The 3,019-nt window shown below is 63.2% G+C and carries 2 protein-coding genes and 1 pseudogene; 1 reads left to right on the forward strand and 2 read right to left on the reverse strand.

What is annotated here, in order from left to right:
* Positions 1-90 precede the first annotated feature (90 nt).
* Together istB and istA are read right to left on the reverse strand one after the other, a co-directional pair.
* On the reverse strand, positions 91-987 hold the full coding sequence (gene istB, locus ARADN35_RS0103690; RefSeq protein WP_010459120.1) for an IS21-like element helper ATPase IstB: 897 nt from the start codon (positions 985-987) through the stop codon (positions 91-93).
* On the reverse strand, positions 980-2,512 hold the full coding sequence (gene istA / locus ARADN35_RS0103695) for an IS21 family transposase (RefSeq protein ID WP_029413170.1): 1,533 nt from the start codon (positions 2,510-2,512) through the stop codon (positions 980-982). Before istA ends, istB begins: the two co-directional genes overlap by 8 nt.
* Before the next feature lie 130 nt (positions 2,513-2,642).
* Here istA and ARADN35_RS25810 point away from each other — a divergent pair.
* Positions 2,643-2,936 (forward strand): annotated as a pseudogene (locus tag ARADN35_RS25810) (class II glutamine amidotransferase); the annotation flags it as partial.
* Positions 2,937-3,019: the final 83 nt, after the last annotated feature.

Below are 3,019 nucleotides of genomic sequence, written 5' to 3' on the forward strand. Positions count from 1 at the left end.
TGTTAGCGCCAGTGCAATCGTGATCAGCAGTGCCAGTCGAACATTGACCAGGGGCTAGAGCTGGTTCCATTTGAAGCCAGCTGTGGATAACTATAGGGTGGATGCTTCGGTAGGTCCTCCTTTCTTTGAAGTCGTGGTCAGTATGGCCGAGCCATCAGGCGAGGCCCTTTCCTCCGCGGTCTCGCTAACCTGGGCCGCTGCTGCCTTCTTGGTCTGCTCACGGGCCTTGATGCGCCCCTTGGCTTCGTGCGTGCTGTGGCGGAAGCGGTAGGACTCGTTGCCCGTCTCGATGATGTGGCAGTGATGGGTCAAGCGATCCAGCAACGCAGTGGTCATCTTGGCATCGCCGAACACCGTGGACCACTCCGCGAACGTCAGGTTGGTGGTGATCATCACGCTGGTGTGCTCGTACAGCTTGGACAGCAGGTGGAACAACAAGGCGCCACCGGCCTGGCTGAAGGGTAGGTAGCCCAACTCGTCGAGCACGACCAGGTCCATGCGCACCAGACTCATGGCGATGCGTCCGGCACGGCCCTGGCTCTTCTCATGCTCCAGGGCATTGACCAGATCGACCGTGGAGTAGAACCGCACTCGCTTGGCGTGCCGGGTGAGCCCAGCAATTCCCAGCGCCGTGGCCAGGTGGGTTTTGCCGGTGCCTGGGCCGCCGACCAGCACCACGTTCTGCGCATCCTGCGTGAACGAGAGGTCCGCCAGTTTCTGGATCAACGCGCGGTCGACCGGCGCGACGGTGAAGTCGAACCCAGCCAGGTCGCGGTGCATCGGGAAGCGTGCCGCCTTCATCTGGTGGGCGATGGAACGCATCGCCCGATCAGCATCTTCAGCCTGCAGCAGGTGCTCCACCAGCCAGCGTGATGCGGCCAGGGTCGTATCGCCGCCTTGCTCCGTCAGATCGGCCCAGGCCGTGGCCATGCCGTTGAGCCGCAGCGCCTTCAGTTGGGCCTGCACATCGATGGAGGTCTCACGCATGGCCCACCTCCTGCCCGTCTAGATGATCCTGGTGGGTGGGGCGCAGCCGGTCATAACGCGCGGTGTCGGCCTTGGGCGCCTGGGTGAGTTGCAAGGACGTCTGCGCCTGCGCCGGCGTGGCAGGGTTGTTCAAGCGGGCCAGCACGTTGCGCACGTGCTCCACGCTGATACTGCCACTGGGGGCCCTGCCTTCGAGTACCAGCTCGATGGCCACCAGCACCGCTTCCAGCCCGGCCTGCGGCACCACGGCCAGCACCTGTGCCATGACCCGGTCTCCTCCAGGGTGCCTGAGCAGAGACTGGCGCAAACGCAGCAACGGCGCCGGAAGGTCCAGGAACGGCGTGCCATTGCGCAATGCGCCCGGTTTGCGCTGCACCAGGTCGATGTAGTGCTGCCAGTCGTAGCTGGTCTGGCCACTGCCCGGCAGCCGGGCATGGCTGGCTACGACGGCATCTGCGGCCGCCACATCGATTCGTTCGGGATAGACGCGGGTGCTGACGATGTGGCCGGCCCACTCGCACGGCACGGAGTAACGGTTGCGCGCGGCGGCCACCAGGCAGGTGCTGCTGACCCGGGCCAGCCGCTCGACGTAGCCGTTGAAGGGGGCCGGCATGGACATGAGGTGAGGCTTCTCCAACTCCCACATCTCGGCCACGGTGAACTGCCTGTGGATCGGATGCGTGGTGTCGCTCCACACCGAACGACACCGCTCGCTCAGCCAGGCATTGAGTTCGATGAACGAGCCGAAGCGACGGGTCGCGGCTTCGATCCAGATGCGCCTGCGGCTGTCCTGCACGTTCTTCTCCACCACCCCCTTCTCCCAGCCCGAGGCGACGTTGCAGAAGTCGGCGTCGAACAGGTAGTGGCTGCACATGGCCGCAAATCGCGCGTTGACGGTGCGCTGCTTGCCACGCTGCACCTTGTCCACGGCGGTGCGCATGTTGTCGTAGATGCCGCGCCGGGTGACGCCACCGAGTGCCTGGAACGAGCGTGTGTGCGCGTCGAACAGCATCTCATGGCCCTGGCTGGGGTAGGCCACCAGCCAGAAGGCACGGCTGGCGCACAGCTTCAGGTGCGCCACTTGCACGTTGTAGAAAACGCCGCCGACGACCATGGCTTCGACGCTCCAGTCGAACTGGAAGGCCTCGCCCAGCTCGAAGCTCATCGGAACGAACGCCTTGGCCGGACTGGTTGCTGACTCCACCCGCCAGCGCCGGATGTAGTCGGTGACGGCGCTGTAGCCGCCGCGGTAGCCTTGGGCCTGTATCTGAGCAAACAAGGCACGGCCGCTGCGCCGTCCATGCTTGGGGCGATGGCTGTCGGTTGTGAGCGCTTGATGCAGGATCGGCTCGAACGCAGTTAGCTTGCCATCGAGCTTCACCCGCTCGTACTTCGGGGCAACATCGCCGGGCGCCTTGAGCCACTTCTTGACCGTGTTGCGCGACAGGCCCGTGCGCTTTGCGATCTCGCTGAGGGAGAGTTGGTCGCGCAGCCTCATGCGCCTGACCTTGCCAATCATGTCCATGGTGATCACCTTGAATCCCCTGCTGAAATTCTCAGCAGGTCAGTGGAACACCCTGGTCAATATTGGATTGGCACTTTGCGGTTTAGCTGGTCAAGATTGCATCGGCACCAACAGTCCTTGGGCAAATTTCAAGGAATTGGCGGCCCACATATGCCCGCGCGGGACGTTCAATTTCCTGCTGTCCAACGGCCAGGCGCTGTGGAGCCATGCCTCGACGAGCCTGTACTACATAGAGAGGCGGCACCCGTTCGGGCAAGCCCAGCTGAGCGACGAAGACGTTCGGCTGGATTTCTCTCGAGAGACCAGCGAGAGGGACGAAGTGGCCGTGATCGTGACGAGCCCGCTGACGACCAACGAGACGTGGACAGCCTTTGGCAAGGGAGAACTGCTGGTATTCGAGCAAGGCCGGCGGCTGAGCCTCTGAGCCTCAATGAATGAAGCACTTTGGATGTCACTGTTCCAAAGAATTTCACGCCCCCAAAGCAAAAAACCCCAGTCATTGCTGAC

Origin of the sequence: Acidovorax radicis N35 (genome assembly GCF_000204195.1) — a bacterium.
Lineage (GTDB): Bacteria > Pseudomonadota > Gammaproteobacteria > Burkholderiales > Burkholderiaceae_C > Acidovorax > Acidovorax radicis.